Source organism: Streptomyces sp. NPDC004561 (assembly GCF_053602155.1).
On sequence record NZ_JBSGDB010000105.1, the window covers coordinates 1 to 21,738 of the forward strand.

Annotated in this window: 18 protein-coding genes; 4 read left to right on the plus strand and 14 right to left on the minus strand. The window is 74.3% G+C overall.

The window, feature by feature from the left end; translation table 11 throughout:
• From ACWEN3_RS16405 to pdhA, 3 genes are all read right to left on the minus strand, one after another.
• Positions 1-347: biotin/lipoyl-containing protein (locus tag ACWEN3_RS16405; protein WP_452970837.1), on the minus strand; the 347-nt coding region annotated here is incomplete at its 3' end.
• Positions 347-1,351 (minus strand): alpha-ketoacid dehydrogenase subunit beta, encoded by a 1,005-nt coding sequence (locus ACWEN3_RS16410; RefSeq protein ID WP_452970839.1) that lies wholly within the window; start codon positions 1,349-1,351, stop codon positions 347-349. The genes ACWEN3_RS16410 and ACWEN3_RS16405, both read right to left, overlap by 1 nt.
• Entirely contained in the window at positions 1,348-2,502 is a 1,155-nt protein-coding gene (gene pdhA, locus ACWEN3_RS16415) for a pyruvate dehydrogenase (acetyl-transferring) E1 component subunit alpha (protein ID WP_452970842.1), read from the minus strand. Before pdhA ends, ACWEN3_RS16410 begins: the two co-directional genes overlap by 4 nt.
• A gap of 175 nt (positions 2,503-2,677) precedes the next feature.
• Between pdhA and ACWEN3_RS16420 the strand changes: the two genes are divergently transcribed.
• Entirely contained in the window at positions 2,678-3,175 is a 498-nt protein-coding gene (locus ACWEN3_RS16420; protein ID WP_452970844.1) for an Lrp/AsnC family transcriptional regulator, read from the plus strand.
• A gap of 64 nt (positions 3,176-3,239) precedes the next feature.
• Here ACWEN3_RS16420 and ACWEN3_RS16425 read toward each other — a convergent pair whose 3' ends face one another.
• Positions 3,240-3,827 carry a TetR/AcrR family transcriptional regulator gene (locus tag ACWEN3_RS16425; RefSeq protein ID WP_452970846.1) on the minus strand — a complete coding sequence of 196 codons (588 nt, stop codon included), beginning with the start codon at positions 3,825-3,827 and terminating at the stop codon, positions 3,240-3,242.
• Positions 3,824-5,338, minus strand: a complete 1,515-nt coding sequence (locus ACWEN3_RS16430) for a 3-hydroxyacyl-CoA dehydrogenase (RefSeq protein WP_452970849.1) — start codon at positions 5,336-5,338, stop codon at positions 3,824-3,826. Before ACWEN3_RS16430 ends, ACWEN3_RS16425 begins: the two co-directional genes overlap by 4 nt.
• Positions 5,339-5,497: 159 nt before the next feature.
• Here ACWEN3_RS16430 and paaN point away from each other — a divergent pair, with 159 nt between their 5' ends.
• Entirely contained in the window at positions 5,498-7,189 is a 1,692-nt protein-coding gene (gene paaN / locus ACWEN3_RS16435) for a phenylacetic acid degradation protein PaaN (protein WP_452970851.1), read from the plus strand.
• 13 nt (positions 7,190-7,202) lie between these two features.
• On the opposite strand, the gene ACWEN3_RS16440 is transcribed toward paaN, so the two are convergent.
• From ACWEN3_RS16440 to ACWEN3_RS16450, 3 genes are read right to left on the minus strand one after another with little or no spacing between them, the layout of a single operon-like run.
• Entirely contained in the window at positions 7,203-7,958 is a 756-nt protein-coding gene (locus tag ACWEN3_RS16440; protein WP_452970853.1) for a TrmH family RNA methyltransferase, read from the minus strand.
• Positions 7,955-9,169: an HTTM domain-containing protein gene (locus ACWEN3_RS16445; RefSeq protein ID WP_452970856.1), complete on the minus strand. Its 1,215-nt coding sequence runs from the start codon at positions 9,167-9,169 to the stop codon at positions 7,955-7,957. Before ACWEN3_RS16445 ends, ACWEN3_RS16440 begins: the two co-directional genes overlap by 4 nt.
• A complete protein-coding gene (locus ACWEN3_RS16450; protein WP_452970858.1) occupies positions 9,166-9,987 on the minus strand; it encodes a DUF5819 family protein in 822 nt (273 codons plus the stop codon). The genes ACWEN3_RS16445 and ACWEN3_RS16450 overlap by 4 nt, the downstream gene beginning before the upstream one ends.
• 412 nt (positions 9,988-10,399) lie before the next feature.
• Here ACWEN3_RS16450 and ACWEN3_RS16455 point away from each other — a divergent pair, with 412 nt between their 5' ends.
• Positions 10,400-11,542, plus strand: a complete 1,143-nt coding sequence (locus ACWEN3_RS16455) for an acyl-CoA dehydrogenase family protein (protein WP_452970861.1) — start codon at positions 10,400-10,402, stop codon at positions 11,540-11,542.
• A gap of 41 nt (positions 11,543-11,583) precedes the next feature.
• Here ACWEN3_RS16455 and ACWEN3_RS16460 read toward each other — a convergent pair whose 3' ends face one another.
• The 6 genes from ACWEN3_RS16460 to ACWEN3_RS16485 all read right to left on the minus strand — a co-directional run bounded on the left by ACWEN3_RS16460 (position 11,584) and on the right by ACWEN3_RS16485 (position 18,297).
• Positions 11,584-11,913, minus strand: coding sequence for a rhodanese-like domain-containing protein (locus tag ACWEN3_RS16460; RefSeq protein ID WP_452970877.1), 330 nt, complete (start codon positions 11,911-11,913; stop codon positions 11,584-11,586).
• A gap of 49 nt (positions 11,914-11,962) precedes the next feature.
• Complete coding sequence (locus ACWEN3_RS16465; RefSeq protein WP_452970863.1) at positions 11,963-12,775, minus strand: hypothetical protein; 813 nt, start codon at positions 12,773-12,775, stop codon at positions 11,963-11,965.
• 386 nt (positions 12,776-13,161) lie between these two features.
• Positions 13,162-14,583: a DUF2252 domain-containing protein gene (locus tag ACWEN3_RS16470; RefSeq protein WP_452970864.1), complete on the minus strand. Its 1,422-nt coding sequence runs from the start codon at positions 14,581-14,583 to the stop codon at positions 13,162-13,164.
• Between the two features lie 122 nt (positions 14,584-14,705).
• Positions 14,706-16,016: an MFS transporter gene (locus ACWEN3_RS16475; RefSeq protein ID WP_452970866.1), complete on the minus strand. Its 1,311-nt coding sequence runs from the start codon at positions 16,014-16,016 to the stop codon at positions 14,706-14,708.
• Positions 16,013-17,119 (minus strand): alanine racemase, encoded by a 1,107-nt coding sequence (locus tag ACWEN3_RS16480; RefSeq protein WP_452970869.1) that lies wholly within the window; start codon positions 17,117-17,119, stop codon positions 16,013-16,015. The genes ACWEN3_RS16475 and ACWEN3_RS16480 overlap by 4 nt, the downstream gene beginning before the upstream one ends.
• A complete protein-coding gene (locus tag ACWEN3_RS16485) occupies positions 17,116-18,297 on the minus strand; it encodes a SagB family peptide dehydrogenase (protein ID WP_452970871.1) in 1,182 nt (393 codons plus the stop codon). Before ACWEN3_RS16485 ends, ACWEN3_RS16480 begins: the two co-directional genes overlap by 4 nt.
• Positions 18,298-18,786: 489 nt before the next feature.
• Between ACWEN3_RS16485 and ACWEN3_RS16490 the strand changes: the two genes are divergently transcribed.
• A partial coding sequence (locus ACWEN3_RS16490; protein ID WP_452970874.1) for a non-ribosomal peptide synthetase occupies positions 18,787-21,738 on the plus strand: 2,952 nt, incomplete at its 3' end.

The following is a 21,738-nucleotide window of genomic DNA, read 5'->3' on the forward strand; positions in this document are numbered from 1 at the left end:
GTGGCCGCCGCGGCGCCCCGTACCCGGCGCCGCCGGGCCGCGGGAGCCTGGGTGCCGTAGCCGACCAGGACGTTGCCCGAGCCCTCGGGCTCCGCCGCCGGTCCGCCGACCGCCACCGTCAGCAGCGGGGCGCCGACCGGCAGTTCCGTGCCCTCCTCGCCGAAGCGGGCGGTGACCACGCCGCCGTAGGGGCAGGGGACCTCGACCATCGCCTTGGCCGTCTCGACCTCGACGACCGGCTGGTCGACGGCGACGACGTCACCGACCTGGACCAGCCAGCGCACGATCTCCGCCTCGGTGAGTCCCTCGCCGAGGTCGGGGAGCTTGAACTCCAGCACCTGTGCCATCAGCCCTCGGCCTCCCACTGCAGCCGCGCCACGGCGTCCAGGATGCGGTCGACGCCGGGCAGGTGGTGCCGCTCCAGCATGGGCGGCGGGTAGGGGAGGTCGAACCCGGCCACGCGCAGCACGGGGGCCTCCAGGTGGTGGAAGCAGCGCTCGGTGACACGGGCCGCGATCTCGCCGCCCGGCCCCCCGAACCCGGTGGACTCGTGCACGACGACGGCGCGTCCGGTGCGCCGGACGGCCGCGCAGACGGTCTCGTCGTCGAACGGCACCAGGGAGCGCAGGTCGAGCACCTCCAGGTCCCAGCCCTCGGCCTGCGCGGCCTCGGCGGCCTCCAGGCAGACGGACACGGAGGGACCGTAGGTGATCAGGGTGGCGCTGCGGCCCGGGCGGCGCACGACCGCGCGCCCGATGGGCTCCACGTCCGTGGGCTGCTCGGGGTTCCAGGAGTCCTTGGACCAGTAGAGCCGCTTGGGCTCCATGAAGACGACCGGGTCGTCGGAGGCGATGGCCTGGCGCAGCAGACCGTAGGCGTCGGCGACGGTCGCGGGCGTGACGACGTGCAGGCCCGGGGTGGCCATGTAGTACGCCTCGGAGGAGTCGCTGTGGTGCTCGACGCCGCCGATGCCGCCGCCGTAGGGCACGCGCACGGTGATCGGCAGGGGCATCCGGCCGCGGGTGCGGTTGCGCATCCGGGAGACATGGCTGATCAGCTGCTCGAACGCCGGGTAGGCGAAGGCGTCGAACTGCATCTCCACCACCGGGCGCAGGCCGTACATGGCCATGCCGACGGCGGTGCCGAGGATGCCGGCCTCGGCGAGCGGGGTGTCGGTGCAGCGGTCCTCGCCGAACTCCTTGGCGAGCCCGTCGGTGACGCGGAAGACACCGCCGAGGGTGCCGACGTCCTCGCCCAGGACGTGCACGGTGGGGTCGGCGGCCATCGCGTCGCGCATCGCCCGCGTGAGGGCCTGCGCCATGGTGGCGGGCTTGACGGCGACGGTGGTCATCGGGCCCCGCCTTCCTGCGTGCCGGTCCCGTCCTGCTCGGCCTCCAGCTCGGCCTGCAGCAGGGCGCGCTGTTCACGCAGCTGGGCGGTGGTCTCGGCGTAGACGTGGTCGAAGAGTTCCATGGGGTCGAGCTCGGGGTCCCGGTTCATGCGTTCGCGCAGCGAAGCGGCCATCGCCTCGGCGTCCTCCCGTACGGCTTCGAGGCCGGCCTCGTCGATCAGGCCGCGCGCGGTCAGCTCCGTCTCCAGCAGCCTGACCGGGTCGTGGTCGCGCCAGGCCTCGACCTCGGCGTCGCCCCGGTAGCGGGTGGCGTCGTCGGCGTTGGTGTGGGCGTCGATGCGGTACGTGACGGCCTCGACCAGGGTCGGGCCGCCGCCCGCGCGGGCGCGCCGTACGGCGTCGGTGAGGACCTCGTGCACGGCGGCGGCGTCGTTGCCGTCGACCAGGCGGCCCGGCATGCCGTACCCGACGGCCTTGTGGGCCAGGGAGGGCGCGGCGGTCTGCTTGGCGAGCGGGACGGAGATCGCGAAGCCGTTGTTCTGCACGAGGAAGACGACCGGCGCCTGCCAGACGGCGGCGAAGTTCAGCGCCTCGTGGAAGTCGCCCTCGCTGGTGCCGCCGTCGCCGACCATGGCGAGCGCGACCACGTCGTCGCCCTTGAGGCGGGCGGCGTGGGCGAGGCCGACGGCGTGCGGAAGCTGGGTGGCGAGCGGGGTGCTGAGGGGGGCGACCCGGTGCTCGTAGGGGTCGTAGCCGGTGTGCCAGTCGCCGCGCAGCAGGGTGAGGGCCTCGACGGGGTCCACGCCCCGGGTGACGACGGCGAGGGTGTCGCGGTAGCTGGGGAAGAGCCAGTCGCGCTCTTCCAGGGCCAGGGCGGCGGCGACCTCGCAGGCCTCCTGGCCGGTGCTGGAGGGGTAGACGGCGAGGCGGCCCTGCTTGGTGAGCGCGGTGGCCTGCGTGTTGTAGCGGCGGCCGCGCACCACCTGTGCGTGGAGCCGGCGCAGCAGGTCCGGATCGGCCTTGGCGGCCGCCTCGGTGCCGAGGACGCGATAGGGCTCGGCGTCGGGCAGCAGTGGCGCGGGGTCCATGCGGGGCTGCCAGGCGGGCGGCGGGGATGGCCGGTAAGCGCCCCGCTGCTCCATGACCGTCATGACGGCACCTCCTCGTGGGAGCGGCTACGGGAGGCGTGTCGTCTGTGACTCGCCTCACCTACCGATTGTTCGGTCGTCGGCACATTTTGGCTACAGGCACCTCAAGGCTGTGGACAAACGGTTCTCCACGGCCTGGAATGAACGCAGGACGTCCACGGCGATGAAGCGGGGGGACATGGCACCTGAACAAATGGCCGACGGCGCGCAGGGCGGTGCCCTTCTGCCACCGCGCCCATTGGACACCATCGACCAGGACATCCTGAAGATCCTGCAGGCGGACGGCCGCGCCTCGATACGCTCCGTGGCCGAACGCGTGCACGTCTCCCGCGCCAACGCCTACGCGCGCATCAACCGGCTCGTCGAGGACGGGGTCATCCGGGGCTTCAGCGCGCGCGTGGACCACGAGCGGGCGGGGCACGGCACGTCGGCGTACATCACGCTGAAGATCGTCCAGAACACCTGGCGCACGGTCCGCGAGCAGCTCAGACAGCTGCCCGGCGCCTCCCACATCGCGCTGGTGGGCGGTGACTTCGATGTACTGCTCCTGGTGCACACGCCCGACAACAGGGCGCTGCGCGAGCTGGTGCTCACCCGGCTCCAGGCGATCCCGGAGGTGCTGAGCACCCGCACGCTGCTGGTGTTCGAGGAAGAGGACCTGGAGCCGGAGGCGTGAAAACGGGTGCGCCGGAGGCGTGAATACAGGTGCCCCCGAGACGTGAGGCCGGGGTGGCCCGGTCTCAGCTCTGCCGCAGGCCCGAGAAGACGAGCCGGACGACCGCGTCGGCCACCTCGCGGGCGGTGACGCCGCGGGGGTCCGGCCGGTACCACTCCACGACGGAGTTGATCATGCCGAAGACCAGCCGGGTGGCGAGCCGCACCTCCATGTCCGCGCGTACGTCCCCGTCGGCGGCGGCCGCCTTCAGCAGCTCGGCGACCCGGTGGTCGAAATCGCGGCGCCGTTCCAGCGCCCACCGCTCGGTGGCGGTGTTGCCGCGCACCCGCAGCAGCAGCGTGACGTAGGGCAGCTCGGCTATGAGCACCTCGACCATGCGCCGCACGACGTACTCGAGGCGGTCGACGGCCCGGCCCTCGCACGCGTGCTCCTCGTCCAGGATGGTGAACAGGCCGTCCAGGGCGCGGCTGACCGCCCGGCGCAGCAGCTCCTCCTTGCCGCTGACGTGGTGGTAGATCGACGACTTGGAGATGCCGGCCGCCTTGGACAGGTGCTCCATGGAGGTGCCGTCGTAGCCGCGCTCGTTGAAGACCTGCACGGCGACGGAGAGCAGCGTCTCGGGGGTGTACGTGTCGCGCTTGACCGTGGTCATGAGGCGCCCTCCCGCTTGTCGATGGCGTACGCGTGGCGGTAGAGCGCGAGGGAGGGCGCGTAGCGTCCGGAGGGGTCGCGCTCGTGCATCTCGTCCAGGACGTCGAAGGCGAACTCGCGCCCGAGCGCGCGGTCCCACTCGAAGGGGCCGAGCGGGTAGTTCACGCCGAGGCGCATCGCGGTGTCGACGTCCTCCTCGGTGGCCACGCCCTTGGCGACCGCGTCGTGGGCGAGGTCGATGATCCGGGCGACCGTGCGGGCCACGATCATGCCGGGGACGTCGCCGATGACGCTGACGTCCTTGCCGAGCGCCTGGAACAGGCCGGTGGCCTCGGCGAGGGCCCGGGGCGCGGTGTCCTGGGCGGCGGACAGGGCGATACGGGTGGCGGCGCGGTAGTCGAGGGCGAGGTCGAAGTGGACGACGTCGCGGAACTCGACGGAGGTCTGGCCGTCGGCGAGGACCAGGTGGCCGCCGCCGGGCAGCACCAGGCGGGGGCCGTTGTCCTCGTCCTCCTCGCGGACCTGGATGCCCGCCTCGCGGATCAGCGTGAGCAGCTCGGCCGCGGGGCCGAGGTCGCCCTCGGCGACGACGTACGCGGGCGGCTGCTCCTTGTCGGCGGTGTGCGGCTCGGGCCGCTCGGCGCCGTCGGCGTGGTCGTACCAGCCGTGCCCGCTCTTGCGGCCGAGCCGGCCGGACTCCACCAGGCGGCGCTGGGCCAGGGAGGGCGTGAAGCGCACGTCCTGGAAGAAGGACCGCCATACCGACTGCGTCACGGACTCGTTGACGTCCTGCCCGATCAGGTCGGTCAGCTCGAACGCACCCATCCGGAAGCCGCCGGACCCGCGCAGCACCGCGTCGATGGTGGCCGGGTCGGCGGCCTGGGCCTCGTACACGGCGAACGCCTCGGCGTAGAAGGGCCGGGCGATCCGGTTGACGATGAAGCCGGGGGTGTCCGCGCAGGCCACCGGGGTCTTGCCCCAGGCGCGGGCGGTCTCGTACGCACGCGTGGCCGACGTGACGTCGGTGGCGAAGCCGGAGACCACCTCGACCAGCGGCAGCAGCGGCGCCGGGTTGAAGAAGTGCAGGCCCACGAAGCGGCCCGGATGGCGCAGGGCGCCCCCGATCGCCGTCACCGACAGCGAGGAGGTGTTGGTGGCGAGCAGACAGTCCTCGGCGACGATGTCCTCCAGCTCGCCGAAGAGCTGCTGCTTGACGTCCAGCCGCTCCAGCACCGCCTCGACGACCAGGGCGCAGTCGGCCAGGCCGGCCAGTGCGTCCACGGGTGTGAGGCGGGCGCGGGCCGCGTCCCGGTCCTCGGCGGTGAGCCGGCCCTTGTCCACGAGCCGGTCGAGGCGGGCGCCGATCGCCGCGGCCGCGTCCCGGGCCCGCCCGGCGACGGTGTCGTAGAGCCGCACCGGATGTCCGGCGGCCAGCGCGACCTGGGCGATGCCCTGGCCCATGGTGCCGGTGCCGACGACGGCCACGGGGCTGCTGAGGGCGATTGCTGTCATGTGCGCGATCCTCCCGCACGGGGTTTTCCACAGATGCGGCAGGCCCCCTTGTCCCGACCGATCGTTCGGTTACTCTAGCTCTGACCGTCCCATCCCGCTGCTCTTTATGCCAGGTCGTGAACTCGACGCAGAGTTCTCCAGACGAGGAGTTGGTCCCGCATGGCCGCCGAACTGACCGCGCCCGAGCTGATCGCCAAGCACCGGCCCACTCTCGACCAGGCCCTGGAAGCGATCCGCACGCGCGCGTACTGGTCCCCGCACCCCGAGCACCCGAAGGCCTACGGCGAGCACGGCAGCCTGGACGCGGCGGCGGGCAAGGCCGCCTTCGACGCCCTGCTCGGCACCCGCCTCGACCTCGGCCAGCCCGGCACGGACGGCTGGGTGGACGGCGAGGTCTCGCCGTACGGCATCGAGCTGGGCGTGAGCTACCCGCACGCGGACCTGGACGTGCTGGTCCCGGCGATGCGGGCCGGACAGCGGGCCTGGCGGGACGCCGGCGCCGAGGTGCGGGCCGTGGTCTGCGTGGAGATCCTCAAGCGGATCAGCGACCGGACGCACGAGTTCGCGCACGCGGTGATGCACACCAGCGGCCAGGCGTTCATGATGGCGTTCCAGGCGGGCGGCCCGCACGCCCAGGACCGCGGCCTGGAGGCGGTGGCGTACGCGTACGCGGAGCAGGTCCGCACCCCCGAGACGGCGGAGTGGACCAAGCCGCAGGGCAAGCGCGACCCGCTGGTCCTCACCAAGCACTTCACGGCCGTGCCGCGCGGCATCGGCCTGGTCGTCGGCTGCAACACCTTCCCGACCTGGAACGGCTACCCGGGCCTGTTCGCCTCCCTGGCGACCGGCAACGCGGTCCTGGTCAAGCCGCACCCGCGCGCGGTGCTGCCGCTGGCGCTGACCGTGCAGGTGGCCCGTCAGGTCCTCACCGAGGCCGGCTTCGACCCGAACCTGGTGGCCCTGGCCGCCGAGCGCCCCGGCGAGGGCATCGCCAAGGCCCTCGCCACCCGCCCGGAGATCAGGATCATCGACTACACCGGGTCGACGTCCTTCGGCGACTGGCTGGAGGCCAACGCCCGCCAGGCGCAGGTCTACACGGAGAAGGCCGGCGTCAACACGGTGATCGTGCACTCCACGGACGACTACAAGGGCATGCTGTCCAACCTGGCGTTCTCGCTGTCCCTGTACAGCGGCCAGATGTGCACCACCCCGCAGAACCTGCTGATCCCTCGGGACGGCATCGCCACCGACCAGGGCCCGAAGACCTTCGACGAGGTCACCGCCGACCTGGCCCGCGCGGTCGACGGCCTGCTCGGCGACGACGCGCGCGCCAACGCGCTGCTGGGCGCGATCGTCAACCCGGACGTCAAGGCCCGGCTGGAGGCCGCCGCCGGTCTCGGCGAGGTCGCCCTCGCCTCCCGTGAGATCAGCAACCCGGAGTTCCCGGACGCGGTCGTCCGCACCCCCGTCGTCGTCAAGCTCGACGGCGCCAAGCCGGACGCCGAGGCCGCCTACATGAGCGAGTGCTTCGGCCCCGTCTCCTTCGCCGTCGCGGTCGACTCGGTCGGCGACGCGGTGGAGCTGCTGCGCCGCACGGTCCGCGAGAAGGGCGCGATGACGGTCGGCGCCTACACCACCGACACCGAGGTCGAGCGGGCCGTCGAGGACGTGTGCCTGGAGGAGGCGGCCCAGCTCTCGCTCAACCTCACCGGTGGGGTGTACGTGAACCAGACCGCCGCCTTCTCCGACTTCCACGGCTCGGGCGGCAACCCGGCGGCGAACGCGGCCCTGTGCGACGGCGCGTTCGTGGCCAACCGCTTCCGGGTCGTCGAGGTGCGCCGGGAGGCGTGACGCTCCGCGCCCCTCAGGGGGCGCGATGCGCCCCCTGGGTCGCGCTCCAGTGGTACAGCGTCATCGCCACGCTGGTGGCGAGGTTGTAGCTGGAGACCTGGGGGCGCATCGGCAGCCGCAGCAGATGGTCGGCACGCGCGCGCAGTTCCCCCGACAGCCCGCTGCGCTCCGACCCGAACGCGAGCAGGGCGTCGTCGGGCAGCCTGGTGCCGCGGATGTCCTCGCCCTCGGGGTCGAGGGCGAACAGCGGCCCGTCGGGCAGCTCGTCGGCGCCGAGGCGCTCCACGGCGGTCGCGAAGTGCAGGCCCGCCCCGCCGCGCACCACCGTGGGGTGCCAGGGGTCGAGGGTGCCCGTGGTGACCACGCCGGTCGCCCCGAAACCGGCGGCCAGGCGGATCACGGCACCGGCGTTGCCCAGGTTGCGGGGGTTGTCGAGGACCACCACGGGGGCGGTGCGGGGCGTGCGGGCGAGCGTCCGCAGATTGGCCTCGCGGGACGGCCGTACGGCGAGCGCGGCCACGCCCGTCGGATGGGGCCGCGGGACGAGGGAGGCGTACGTCCCCGCGGGCACCTCCGTGAGCAGCGCGTCCAGGGTGTCCCGTACGTCGCCTGCCAGCTCCTCGGCCAGGGCCAGCGCCGCCCGCCGGTCGGTGGTGACCGCCACCGGCACCTCGGCACCGAAGCGCAGCGCGTGCTTCAGCGCGTGGAAGCCGTCGAGCAGCACGGCGGAACCGGCGTGCTCGCGCCAGCGGGTCAGCGGGTCGGTCATGCCGTGAACCCTACGTGTCCCGCCGTGCTCTCCTCGGGGGAGCGCGGGGAGGGCAGCGAGGGGCCCTCGGGCCGCCGGGCGACACGTCCGCCCGCGCGTGCCACGAGGGCGCCCAGCCGGCGCAGGAAGGACGTCGGCAGGAAGACCGCGTCCGCGGTGATCATCGCCAGCGAGAAGAACGGCAGGCCGAGGACGACCGCGATCACCGAGTGCTCGAGGATCATCAGCACCAGCAGGACGTTCTTCACCCGCCGGTTGAACAGGGTGAACGGGAAGGCGACCTGCACCATGACCGTCCCGTAGGCCACGATCATCATGATCGTGCCGCTGGAGGACATCAGATCGGCGAGGCCGGGCCAGGGCGAGAAGTAGTCCAGGTGGAGCGGGTAGTAGACGGCGGTGCCGTCCTGCCAGCGCGAGCCCTGGATCTTGTACCAGCCGGCCGTGGCGTAGATCAGGCACGCCTCCGCCATGATCACGACCAGGGCGCCGTTGTGCAGGACGTTGGCGATCACGTCCAGCATGATCCGCGGCTCCGGGGACTTCGCGCGGCGCCCGACCGCCCACGACAGGCCGAGCACCGCCCACACCGTCCACAGCAGCGCGGGGATCAGCCACCCGTTGTCGAAGCGGCCGGTCGCCGTCGCCGTCACGAGCGCCAGGCCGAGCACCGCCCACAGCGCCGGCCCCACCCGGTCGGCGGGAACCCGCTCCCCGCGCGCGCGTGCCGCCTCGTCGCGCGCCGCCCGCCGGGCGTCGAGGGACCACACCTGCCCGCAGCGCGTGAACACGAGGTAGAAGGACATCAGGTGCAGCACGTTGTCGCCGCCGTCGCCGACGAAGACGCTGCGGTTCTGCAGCGACAGCACGCCCACCATGAACAGCACGGACGCCGTGCGGGTGCGCCAGCCGACCACCAGGGCAGCGCTCGCGAGCACCGCCAGCGCGTAGCAGCACTCGAACCAGATCTGCCCGTTCGACCAGAGCAGGGCCGTGAAGGCGTGGTTGTCGGCGGTCAGCTCCTTGGCGAGGTTCCAGCCCCAGGGCCCGGCGGGGCCGTACAGCTCCTGGCGGTGGGGGAACTCGCGCAGCAGGAACAGCAGCCAGGTGCCGGCGAACCCGATCCGGATCACGGCGCTCTGGTACGGCCCGAGGGCCGCCTCGGTGACGCGGGCGATCCCGCGCGACAGGGTCAGGGAGAAGCGGTTCACCGCACACCTCCGGCGGCCTCGTCGGCGCTCACGGTCCACCAGGGCAGCAGACGGTAGACGGGCTTGTCGGGTACCTGCTCACGGGCCCAGGCGGGGGGCTGCACATTGGTGGTGCTGGAGCGGACCTGCACCTGCTGTACGACGCCCGCCCGGCTGGTCGGGTCGGTGCGGTACAGGCGCATCACCACGATCCGGCGCAGGTACTGCTCGGAGAGGGAGCCGCGCATGCCCACGGGGCGGTTGTCGGCGCCGTGCGTGGCGGCGAAGAAGTCCCAGGCCCGGCGGACCTCGTTCTGCTGGGTGTGGCTGGGCACCGGGTTGCCGTCTATGGCGGCGCCGTCCTCGGCGGACAGGTCGGTCCAGCCGGTGGTGCGCACGCCGCCGTCCTTCATCCGCACCTCGGCGCGCACCTGGACAGCTATGTTCTGCTGGAGCGGGTTCGGCGCGAACAGCTTCCAGTTCTGCTCGAACTCCGGGTACACCCACTCCTCGACCGCCTTGCCGTGCTGCTTAGACACCGTGTTGGCCGGTGCCAGGCTGAGGAACACCATCAGCAGATGCACACAGGCGGCGACGGCGACCACCGCGAGGGCCAGCGCGGCGCCGACCTGGTAGCGCGGGGAGAGCGCGGCGACCCCGGTGCGGGGCGGCGCGGGAGCGGCGGCGTCCGCGGGGTCGGCCGCGGGTGGCTCCTGACCGCCCGGGCCGCCGGGTTCCCCGCCGCCCGGGAAGCCCTTCGGCCGGTCCTCCGGGGGACGCGCCCCGGCCGACCCGTCCGGGCCGCGTGCGGCCCCCGAGTCCTCGTCGTACGCGTCCATTCCGCCCCGTCCCCCGTTTCGGCTCTGTCGCTTCGCTGGGTCAGCTCAGTGGCACGGCCGCCCGTCCCAGGCGCCGCGTGTTGCACGAGCGCCACAGCTCGGCACTCGCACGGAACGGTACTCAGCCCCGGCCACCGGGCGCAGCCCCGGGTACGGGCCGGCGTCCGTGGTCCTCGCCACGCGGCGCGCCCCGACGGGCGGGCTTCCCCCGCGGTACTAGGGGCCCGCCGGCAGCCCCCGCCCGTCCTTGACCGGCCGCGCCGCCTGCCGTCGACCGGTCCGGGGACGGGGGCCGGGCACACGGCACCCGACCGGTGCCCCCGCCGGAGACGGGCCGGGGCGGTTCCCTTCTTCTAGAACCTGTTCTATGTTGACGGCCCGTCAGTTGACCGCACCGTCGGAGGGACAGGCCGTGGACTTCACCTTCAGCGAGGAGCAGCGGGCGGCGGCCGAAGCGGCGCGCGGGGTGTTCGCCGGGGTCGCGCCGGACGCGGTGCCGAGCCCGGCGCTCACCACCGGCGCCGTGGCCGACGGCCTCGACCGGGAACTGTGGTCCCGCCTCGCCGGGGCGGACCTGCTCAGCCTGCTCCTCGACGACGCGTACGGCGGTGCGGGTCTGGACGCGATCGCGCTGTGCCTGGTGCTGCGCGAGTCGGCGAAGGTCCTCGCGCGGGTGCCGCTGCTGGAGCACAGCGCGGCCGCCGCGACCGTGCAGACCTACGGGGGCCCGGAGCTCGCGGGACGTCTGCTGGAACGGGCCGGGCGGGGCGAGCTGGTGCTGACCGTCGCCGCGAGCGGCCGTACCGGACACGACCCCGCCGAGCTGGCCGTCACCGCCCGGCGGGACGGGCCGGTGTGGGTGCTGGACGGGGTGCAGACGGCGGTGCCGTGGGCGTACGACGCGGACCTCGTCGTCGTACCGGCGCACATCGAGGGCACGCCGGCCGGCCGGAGCGTGCTCGCGCTCGTGCCCCGCACGCTGGACGGCGTGGCGCTCGCCGAGCAGGTGTCCACCAGCGGGGAGCGGCTGGCCGAGCTGCGGCTGGCGTCCGCTCGGATCGACGCGGGCGAGGTCGTCGAGGCCGAGGGCGCGTGGGAGTGGCTGCACGCGCTGCTCGCGACCGGCACCTGCGCGCTGGCGCTCGGGCTGGGCGAGCGGGTGCTGGACATGACCGGCGAGTACACCGGCAGGCGGGAGCAGTTCGGGCATCCGATCGCGACCTTCCAGGCGGTGGCCGTGCAGGCCGCCGACCGGTACATCGACCTGCGCGCCATGGCGGCCACCCTGTGGCAGGCCGCGTGGCGGATCGCCTCGGGCGCGCCGGGGCCGCTGCCCGCCGCCGGGGACGTCGCCGTGGCGAAGATCTGGGCTGCGGAGGGCGTACGGCGGGTCGTGCAGACGGCACAGCATCTGCACGGCGGGTTCGGCGCGGACACCGACTACTGCCTGCACCGGTACCACGCCTGGGCCAAGCACCTGGAGCTGGCGCTCGGCCCGGCGGCGGCGTACGAGGAGCGGCTCGGGGACCTGCTGGCGGCGCACCCGCTGAGCTGACCGCGCGGCCCCGGGACGGGCGAGCGGACTACCCGAGCGGGCTACAGCACGTGGCCCGGGCCGCCGTCCGGGGTGATCACCGGGCGGCCCGTGGCGGCCCAGGACTGCATGCCGCCGTCGATGTTCACGGCGTCGACGCCCTGCTGGACCAGGTACATGGTGACCTGGGCGGACCGGCCGCCGGAGCGGCAGATGACGTGCACGCGGCCGTCCTGCGGGGCGGCCTCGGTCAGCTCGCCGTAGCGGGCCACGAACTCGCTGATCGGGATGTGCAGCGCTCCCTCGGCGTGGCCCGCCTGCCACTCGTCGTCCTCCCGGACGTCCAGCAGGAAGTCGCCGTCCTTGAGGTCCGTGACCTCGACCGTGGGCACACCAGCTCCGAAGTTCATGTCTCCGACGCTACCCGAAGCCGGGCGCCGTTCAGCCCTGCCCCAGCTGGTCCGCCAGCTCCGCCTCGCGCTGGGCGATGTCGGCGCGGAGCCTGTCCGCGATCTCTTCGAGCAGCCCGTCGGGGTCGTCCGGGGCGAGACGGAGCATGCCGGCGATCGCGCCGTCCTCCAGCTCCCGGGCGACGAGGGTGAGCAGCTCCTTGCGCTGGGCGAGCCATTCGAGACGGGCGTACAGCTCCTCGGCGGGGCTCGGGCGCCGCTCGGGCGGTACCGGGCCGGCCGCCCACTCCTCGGCGAGTTCGCCGAGCAGGGCTTCGTCGCCGTGGGCGTAGGCGGCGTTGACGCGGGTGAGGAACTCCTCGCGCCGCTTGCGCTCGTCCTCCTCCTGCGCCAGGTCGGGGTGCGCCTTGCGGGCCAGCTCGCGGTAGAGCTTGCGGGCCTCCTCGCTGGGCCGCACCCGCTCCGGGGGCCGTACCGCCTGGTCGGTGAGCATGGCGGCGGCCTCCGGGTAGAGGCCGTGGCCGTCCATCCAGCCGTGCAGCAGCTCCTCGACGCCGGGGATGGGCAGGATGCGGGCGCGGGCCTCCTCGGCGCGGCGGACGTCCTCGGGGTCGCCGGTGCGGGCGGCCTTCGCCTCCGCGATCTGGGCGTCCAGCTCCTCGATGCGGGCGTAGAGCGGGCCGAGTCTCTGCTCGTGCAGCCGGGCGAAGTTCTCGACCTCGACGCGGAAGGTCTCCACGGCGATCTCGTACTCGATCAACGCCTGCTCGGCGGCCCGTACGGCCTGCTCCAGCCGTTCCTCGGGCCTCGGTGCCTGGGGCTGCTCAGCTTCCGGGGTCGTCACCCGCCCAGCGTAGCCGCTGCGCTCGGCTTGGGCGGGGTGGTGGGTGGTGGGGGGTGCGGGGCGGTTGCCGGGTGCGGGTTCGTCGTGGTTGAGCGCGCAGTTCCCCGCGCCCCTCGGGAACTGCGGTTCCGTCGGCTGCGAGCGGGCCGTTCATACGGGAGTGCGCGGGGCTGCGAGTTCCCGGGCGCGGGTTCGTCGTGGTTGAGCGCGCAGTTCCCCGCGCCCCTCGGGAACTGCGGTTCCGTCGGCTGCGAGCGGGCCGTTCATACGGGACTGCGCGGGGCTGCGAGTTCCCGGGCGCGGGTTCGTCGTGGTTGAGCGCAGTTCCCCGCGCCCCTCGGGAACTGCGGTTCCGTCGGCTGCGAGCGGGGCGTTCGTCAGATGCCCTATTCCGCTGCGATGCGGCCCGAGCGGATGGCTGTGATCAGGTGGGTGTGGTCCGCTTCGGTGAGGTCGGCGTAGGTGGTGGCGAAGGCGGCTATTGCCTCGTCGAGTTCCTCGTTCTTGCCGCAGTAGCCGGCGATCAGGCGGGGGTCGGCGCTGTGGGAGTGGGCGCGGGCCAGGAGGGCGCCGGTCATGCGGGCGTAGTCGTCGATCTGGTCGGCGGCGAGGGCGGCCGGGTCGACGCTGCCCTTGCGGTTGCGGAACTGGCGCACCTGGAAGGGGCGCCCGTCGACCGTCGTCCAGCCCAGCAGGATGTCGCTGACCACCTGCATCCGCTTCTGCCCGAGGACGACCCGGCGGCCCTCGTGCGCCACCGGCGGGGTCTCGAAGCCGGCCGTGGCCAGATGCGGGACCAGCGCGGAGGGGCGGGCCTCCTTCACCTGGAGCACCAGCGGCTGCTCGCGGTGGTCGAGGAGGAGCACGACGTAGGACCGGGTGCCGACGCTGCCGGTGCCGACCACCCGGAAGGCCACGTCGTGCACCGTGTGCCGGGCGAGCAGGGGGTGCCGGTCCTCGGACAACGTCGTCAGGTACTCCTCCAGGGACGCGGCCACCGACGCGGCCTCGGCGTCGGCCGTGCGGCGCAGCACGGGGGAGGCGTCGACGAAGCGCCGTCCGCCGTCCTCGGCCTGCTCGGTCGACTTCGCCGCGAACCGGCCGCTGGTGTTGGCCCGCGCCTTCTCCGAGACCCGCTGAAGGGTGCCGAGCAGGTCGTGCGCGTCGGTGTGGGAGACGAGCTCCTCGTCCGCGATGGCGTTCCACGCGTCCAGCACCGGCAGCTTCGCCAGCAGCCGCATGGTGCGCCGGTAGGCGCCGACCGCGTCCCGCGCCGCCGCCCGGCAGGTGTCCTCGTCCGCGCCCGCCTCGCGTCCGGCGAGCACGAGCGAGGCCGCGAGCCGCTTGAGGTCCCACTCCCAGGGGCCGTGCACGGTCTCGTCGAAGTCGTTGAGGTCGATGACGAGGCCGCCGCGCGCGTCGCCGTACAGGCCGAAGTTGGCGGCGTGCGCGTCGCCGCATATCTGGGTGCCGATCCGGGTCATGGGGGTGCGGGCCAGGTCGTACGCCATCAGTCCGGCCGAGCCGCGCAGGAAGGCGAAGGGGGTGGCCGCCATCCGGCCCACGCGGATCGCGGTCAGTTCGGCGAGCCGCCCGGCGTTGGAGTCGGCGACCGCGCTCACCGCGTCGGGGCGGGAGGCGTCCAGGTCGAGGGTGCAGTGGGCGCGGCGCGGCACGCTCGACCGCAGCGCCTTGCCCTCCCCCTTGGGCGAGCCCTGCCGCGGCCACTCGGCGAATCCCCGCACCCGGGGCAGCCTGCGCTCCCCCCGCTCCGCCTCGCCCGCCACGCCCACACCGGTTCCGGTCATCGCGACCGCCTCCCCCGCCACTCCGCGCGCGGCCCCCGACAGGCGCCGGCCCGGACATCGACACGAACATCAACTCGTCCAGACCGTACAGCCGGTGGCCGAAAGGCGTCAGACCCTGTGGACTACTCGGCGCTTGTGGACAACGCCGGTCCCTGAGCCTCCGGCTCCGCGCCGGGTGCCGTGCCCGGCGCCACCGCCTCGCGCCGGCGTACCTCTCCCACCGTCAGCGGGGCCAGGGCGATGAGGAGTTGGGCCGTGCCCGTCGCGAGCAGGGCGGTGCGGAGGCCGACCGCGGCCGCCACCGGTCCCGCCAGGGCGAGGCCGAGGGGCTGGGCGGCGTAGGAGCCGAACCACTCGTAGGCGCTGACCCGGGAGAGCACCGCGGCGGGCACTCCGGCCTGGAGGGCGGTCTCCCAGAGCGGGTTGAAGAGCATCAGCCCGGCGCCGCCGAGGAACATCGCGAGCAGCGCCGGTGGAAGGGAGGCCGCCCGGGAGAGCGCGAGCGGCGGCGCGGCGAACAGGGTCACCGCGAGCAGTGCGGTACGCAGCGGGCGGCGCGGGCGGACCAGGAGCGCCGCCGCGCCACCGCACACGGCACCGGCGCCGAACGTGGCCAGGAGCAGCCCCCAGGCGCCCCGTCCGCCCGGCTCGTGTGCGCCGGCCAGGGGGCCGAGCACGGTGACGAAGCCGTAGAGCATGTTGGTCAGCGAGGCCATGAGGATCACCGACCACACCCAGGTGCGGGAGCGGAACTCCCGCCAGCCGTCGACCAGTTCCGTCCGGATGCCGCCGCCGGCCGGGGCCGCCGGCCGGGCCGGCAGCCGCAGCCGGGCCAGGCAGACGGCGCTGATGCCGAAGGTGGCGGCATCGGCGGCCAGCGCCCAGCCGGTGCCCACGGTGACGAGGAGGAGGGCCGCGGCGAGCGGGCCGGTGATCATCGCCGTGGACTGGCCGATGCCGCGCAGGGCGTTGGCCGCCTGGCGCTGCCCGGCCGGCACGGTCTCCTGGACCAGGCCGGTGACCGCCGGTGTGAACAGGGCGCTCGCGGTGCCGTGCACGGCCTGGAGCACGACGAGATGCCAGACGGCCGCGTGCCCGCCGAGCACGTCGGCGGCGGCCGTGCCCTGGCTGAGCAGCCGCGCCAGGTCGGCGCCGAGCATCACCCGGTGCCGGGGCAGCCGGTCGGCCAGCACTCCGCCGAGGAGCATGAGCAGCACCAGGGGGACCGCCCGGGCGGCGAGTACGAGGCCGAGGTCGGTCGGCGACCCGGAGATGTCCAGGACGGCGAAGGCCAGCGCGGGGGCGAGCAGGTAGTCGCCGAAGGTGGAGGTGAACTGGGCGCCGAGGAACAGCCGGTAGGCCGGTACGCGGAGCACGTGGAACCGGCCGGGGGTCGCCGTGTGCGGGCGGGTCGTGCCCGGGGTGCGGGTCATCGGCGCACACCTCCCGTCGCCGTCGTCCGGGCCGCTGTCCGTGCCTCTGTCGGTGCCTCCGCCGCCTGCGCTCGCTCCGCCTCATCCGTCCCCGGCTCGCCGTCCTGGTCGTTGATCAGCCGCCAGGTGCCGAGGGGGTGCGCGCCGGAACCGGTGTGGACGGTGAGGGACGTGATGCCCTGGGTCACGGAGCAGATGTGGGGCGGGCGCAGGGGCGTGCCGGGCGGCGCGGCGGAGGCGAGCCGGGTGTGGTCGGCAGGGGCCTGCCAGGGATAGGGGTGCCGGGCCATGAGTGCGTCCAGCCGGCGGCGGTCCTCGGCGCCGTGCGCGGCCACCGTGAGCGCCACGTCCTCGGGGGCGCAGGCGCCGACGGCGGCCAGGCCGGTGTCGTACAGGGCGTACGCGCCGGAGCAGAGTTCCGTGACGCCGGGCACCGCGAGGGCGCCGGACGCGGTGGGGGTGCCGCCCACCGTCACCGCCGGGCAGGGCAGGCCCGCGCCGCGCAGCAGCCCGGCGACGCGCACGGCGTACGCGGCGGTGTCCCGCCCGGTGCCGTACGGGTCCCGGGCCGCCCGCGGGGTGACGAGGGCCTGGTAGGCGGTGACGCCGTCGAGGCGCAGGGAGGGGCGGGAGACCACGGCGCGGGCGAGGGCGAGCACCTGGTCGTCCGGTGTCGTGGTGGCGTCGAGGCCGGTGCCCAGCTGGATGCGGACGCCGACCGTGGTGCCGGCGCGGCGGGCCGCGGCGGCGAGGCCCGCCGCGGCCTCCCCGGTGGCCACGTGTACCGACAGCCGGCAGTCGCGGGCGAGGCCGGCGGCCAGCCGCAGGCGCCACGGCTCGGGCCAGGGGTGGGCGATGACCACGTCCCGGACACCCGCGGCGACATAGGCGCGGGCCTGGGCGAACTGTGTCACCGCGATGCCGACGGCACCGGCCCCGACCTGCCGCAGCGCCAGCTCGGCGGTGCGGTGCCCCTTCACATGGCCCCGCACCCGCACGCCGTGCGCCGCGGCCGCGCGGTGCAGCCGGGCGATGTTGCGGTCGGCGCGGTCCAGGTCGAGGCGCGCGTGGAGACCGGCCGCCCGCCCGTTCTCGGTGTTCATGCGGCCAGCCCGTCCCAGTCGTCGCCGGGGAAGGAGAACCCGGCGCCGGCTCCGTCGAGCATGGCGCGCTGGCGTTCGGTCTCGGCCGCGGACGGCACTCCGGCGCCGTTGACGCCGAGCAGGATCTCCTCGCGCCAGTCGATGCCGAGCCGTTCCTCGACGGCCGCGTCGCGGGTGGCGGCGGTGAAGAAGACGCCGAGGCCCAGGGCGGTGCCGACGAGGTAGGCGGTCTGGCTGAAGTGGCCCAGCTCCATGTAGAGGGTGCGGTAGGTGCGGGGCGTGCGGTACTTCCAGGCGACCCGGTCCAGCACGGACGTGTAGAAGAGGAGCACGCCCGCGCCGCCCGCGTAGCTCTGGTCGCCGCACCAGGTGACGGCCTCGTCGGGGACGGCCGGGGCGTCGCCGAGGCGTTCCAGGGCGTGGGCGGTCGGGTGGTAGTGGTAGACGCCGGACGGCACGCCGTCGACGCGGAGCACGACCGGGTACACCTCCAGCGAGTGCCGGGCACCGCCGGACGGGCTGGTCCTGAGCATCGCGGGCCGCAGCCCGGGGGTGCTGACCCGGTGCTGGGGCGCGGCCACCCAGTGCAGCAGGGCGGACAGCTGCCCGGCGGTCATGGAGCGGTGGGCGTCGAAGGCACGGGTGGTGCGCCGGCCGCGCAGGACGGCGCCCAGGCCGGCCGGCTCGTGCGCCCCGGGCGCCCTGTCGTCCCCGGCGCCGACGCGGAGCCGGTCCACCGGAGGCAGCGCGTGCCGTTCCGCGTCCGGGTATTCCTTGTTCTCCGGTGGCTCGGGGCGGTCCGGCAGATGCCCGACGAGCCAGGCGGTGTCATCGGTCGCGGTGCGGAACGGCTCGTCGCCGGCCGTCCGGGTGGCCAGGTGGTAGTAGGTCGCCGCCGTGCCCCACTCGGACCAGGCGCCCAGGGAGCGGGCGAGCCCGTCCTCGGGGGAGCCCTCCGCGATCAGGACGTGGGCCTGGAGCAGGCGGTGGACCAGCCGCGGGTCCGGCGGGGTGCCGGACCCGGCGGCGTCGCCCGCCTCCGCCCAGTCCGCGAAGTACGGCAGCACACGCTGGGCGGCCGGGCTCAGAGCCAGCTGCCGGCGGTGCACCGGGTCGTCGCAGACCAACTGACCGTTCCGCCAGGCGAAGACGACCAGCGGCGAGACTCGCAGGCGCATGGTGGGACCTCTTCTTCGGTCGGTGGCCGTGTGCGGTCAGCGCACGGCCGTCGGGATGAGGCAGGTCTGCGGACGGCTGTACTCGTCCTCGACCAGCGCCTCGAACGCCTCGGTGGTGTCCGTCTCCTGCAGTTCGGCCATCGCCTTCTCCTCTCGATCGACATGCGCAACAGGTGAGTCGACGGCAACCGCCCGATGGCCCGGGGGGGTGCCGCCGGTCGGAACGTTAGGAGCGCGGCCGGTGCCGCCCCAGGCAGTGCGGCGGCAGCACACGGTCCGGTTTCTTCCCCTTTTCGGCCGGTTCTGCCGGTCGGCCGTCGCACCGGCAGCATCCGGCCGGCGAGCCACCTGCCCCGACCGGCAGTTCCGCCGCCGTACCTCCCGCCCAGTTGCCGTCGCTCTGCCTGGAGATGGGACCGGGGGCGGCCGGAGCATCGAGGCAGCGGCGAGAGAGGTCCGCCGGTACAAGCGCCTTTGGAGAGTCCGACCATGACGCAGTCACTGCTGGAAGCCGCTCTGCCGCTGACACCGCTGCAGGAGGGGATGCTCTTCCACGCCCTGTACGACGACGACGCCGTCGACGCCTACACGATCCAGGTCTCCTTCGACCTGGCCGGGCCGCTGTCGGCCGGGGTGCTGCGCGATTGCGTGACGGAGCTGGCCCGCCGGCACGAGGTGCTGCGCGCCGGGTTCCAGGTACGCAGGTCAGGGCAGCCCGTGCAGCTGATCCGGCGGACCGTGGACGTGCCGTGGTCCGAGCTGGACCTGCGGGGCCTGCCGCGCGCCGAGCAGCAGGACCGGCTGAACCGCTACCGCGCCGAGGACCGGGCCCGCGGATTCGACGTGGCCCGCCCGCCGCTGCTGCGGCTGACCCTGGTGCGGCTGGCGGACGAGCGGCACGTCCTGGTGCTGACGTACCACCACATACTTCTGGACGGCTGGTCGTTCCAGCTGGTGATGCGGGACCTGGAGCTGCTCTACGCCCGCCGCGCGGACGCCTCCGGGCTGCCGGGGACGGTCCCGTTCCGCCGCTACCTGGGCTGGCTGGCCCGGCAGGACCGGCAGGCCGCCGAGGATGCCTGGGCGAACGCCCTGGCCGGGCTGCCGGGCCCGACGCTGGTGGCCGGCGGCCGGGCCGCGAGCGGCCCGCGGGCGCTGCCCCGGCTGTACGTCAGTGACCTGCCCGAGGACGTGACCGCCGCGGTGACGGCGACCGCGCGTGCCGCCGGGCTCACCCTGAACACCGTGGTGCAGGGCGCCTGGGCGCTGCTGCTGAGCGGTCTGACCGGACGGCCGGACGTGGTGTTCGGGCAGACCGTCTCGGGCCGGCCGCCGGAGCTGGACGGGGTCGAGGAGATCGTCGGCCCGCTGATCAACGCCGCTCCGGTGCGGGTGCGCACGCGCCCCGGCGAACCGCTGGCCGAGCTGCTGGAGCGCGTCCAGCGGGAGCAGGCCGAGCTGGAGCCGTACCACTTCCTGGGCCTGGCCGGCATCCACCGCCGGGTGGGCATGGGCGAGCTGTACGACAGCACGGTCGCGTTCGTGAGCGCCCCGCTGACCGGGGGCGAGGAGCCGCCGGAGGCCGCCTCGGCCGCCGGGGGCCGGCTGCGGATCGCCCCGGCCGCCGAGGACGGCGAGGGCCCGGAGGCCACCGGCTCGACCCACTACCCGCTCAACCTGACCGTCGCGCCCGGCCGTTCGCTGCGGCTCGCGCTCAGCTACCGCGCGGACCTGTTCGACGAGCGGACCGTGGCCCGCCTCGCGGACCGGCTGCGGATGCTGCTGGAGACCTTCGCCACCGCCCCCGACACGCTGGTCGGCCGGATCCCGCTGCTGACGCCGGACGAGCGAGGGCAGGTGCTGCACGAGTGGAACGCCACCGCCCGGGAGGTCCCCGACACCACGCTGCCGGACCTCTTCGAGGCCCAGGCCGCCCGTACCCCGGACGCCGTCGCGCTGGTGGCGGACGGGCGGGAGACGACGTACGCCGAGTTCGCGGGCCGGGTCGCCCGGCTGGCCGGACGGCTGCGCGAACAAGGCGTGCGCGAAGGGGACTTCGTGGCCGTGGCCGTGCCCCGGTCGGCGGAGTTGGTGGTGGCGCTGCACGCCGTGCTGGCGGCGGGCGCGGCCTACGTCCCCGTCGACGTCGACTACCCGGCCGAGCGGATCGGCTGGATGATGGAGGACGCCGCCCCCGTCCTGCTGCTCACCACCGGCGAGGCCGCGTCCGGCCTGCCCGCCTCGGACGTCCCCCGGCTCCTTGTGGACGAGACCCCGGACTCCGGCTCCGCCGCCCCCGTCCGGGCCGAGCGCCGGCTCACCGGCGACAGTCCCGCCTACGTCATCTTCACGTCGGGCTCCACCGGACGCCCCAAGGGTGTCGTCGTACCGCACAAGGCGATCACCAACAGCCTGCTGTGGATGCAGGACCAGTACCGGATCGGCCCGGGCGACCGGGTGCTGCTGAAGACGCCGTGCGGGTTCGACACCTCGCTGTGGGAGTTCTTCTGGACCCTGCAGACCGGGGCCGCGCTGGTGGTCGCCGCGCCCGGCGGCCACAAGGACCCCGCCTACCTGGCCGATCTCATCCGGCGGGAGTCGGTGACCTGCGTCCAGTTCGTGCCGTCGATGCTCCAGGCGTTCCTGCGGGAGCCGTCCGTCGCCGGCTGCACCGGCCTGCGCCAGGTGTTCTCGATCGGCGAGGCGCTGCCCCCGGAGACGGTGGACCGGTTCTTCGCGGTCCTCGGGGCGCGGCTGCACAACCTCTACGGCCCCACCGAGGCCGCCGTGGAGATCACCTACGCGGAGTGCGTCCGGTCCGGCCGCACCACGGTGGTGCCGATCGGCCGGCCCCTGTGGAACAGCCGGGTGTACGTCCTGGACGAGGCGCTGCGGCTGCTGCCGCCCGGGGTGCCCGGCGAGCTGTACCTCGCGGGGCGTCAGCTGGCCGCCGGATACGTGCACCGGCCGGAGCTGACCGCGGAGCGGTTCGTCGCCGACCCGTTCGGCGCGCCGGGCGAGCGGATGTACCGCACCGGTGACGTCGTGCGCTGGACGCCGGACGGCGAGCTGGAGTACCTGGGCCGGGCCGACCAGCAGGTCAAGCTGCGCGGCCAGCGGATCGAGCCGGGCGAGATCGAGACGGCGCTGCTGCGCCACGGGTCGGTCGCCCAGGCCGCGGTCGTCGTCCGGGAGGACGCCTCGGGAGCCAGGCGGCTGGTGGCGTACGTGGTGCCGGCCGGGCCCGTGCCGACGGCGGAGGCTCCGGCCCGCGTCCCCGTGGACGAGCTGCTCGCGCACGCGGCGGCGACCCTGCCGGACTACATGGTGCCGGCGGCCGTCGTCCCGCTGGACGCGCTGCCGCTGACGCCCAACGGCAAGCTGGACCGCAAGGCGCTGCCCGCGCCCGCCGCGGTCCGGGCGCCCGACGGGCGGCCGCCC